This window comes from Streptomyces sp. BE20, assembly GCF_036322525.1.
In the GTDB taxonomy this organism is placed as follows: Bacteria; Actinomycetota; Actinomycetes; order Streptomycetales; family Streptomycetaceae; genus Kitasatospora.
This window is the reverse complement of the sequence record NZ_JAQYWW010000847.1, coordinates 1-206: the sequence shown is the minus strand read 5'-3', so window position 1 is coordinate 206 and position 206 is coordinate 1. Positions and strand designations below refer to the sequence as shown.

Below are 206 nucleotides of genomic sequence, written 5' to 3'. Positions count from 1 at the left end.
TGCCGGGACGGCGGCGTCGCGGTCCGCGTCGCGAGCGGATCGGCGGAATGGCGTCGACAAGCGGTATCAGGGCCTGGCTGTCATGGACGTTGGCTCCGGAGATCGCGAGCGACAGGGGCAAACCGGTACGTTCGGTGAGCAGGTGGATCTTCGACCCGTATTTGCCCCGATCGACAGGATTCGGACCCGTCAACTCCCCTTTTTCA

The 206-nt window shown here is 64.6% G+C and carries 1 protein-coding gene; it reads right to left on the bottom strand.

Going from position 1 to position 206, the window contains the following annotated elements; translation table 11 throughout:
- On the bottom strand, positions 1-206 hold a 206-nt coding region (locus tag PUR61_RS18170; protein ID WP_329879942.1), incomplete at both ends, for a transposase.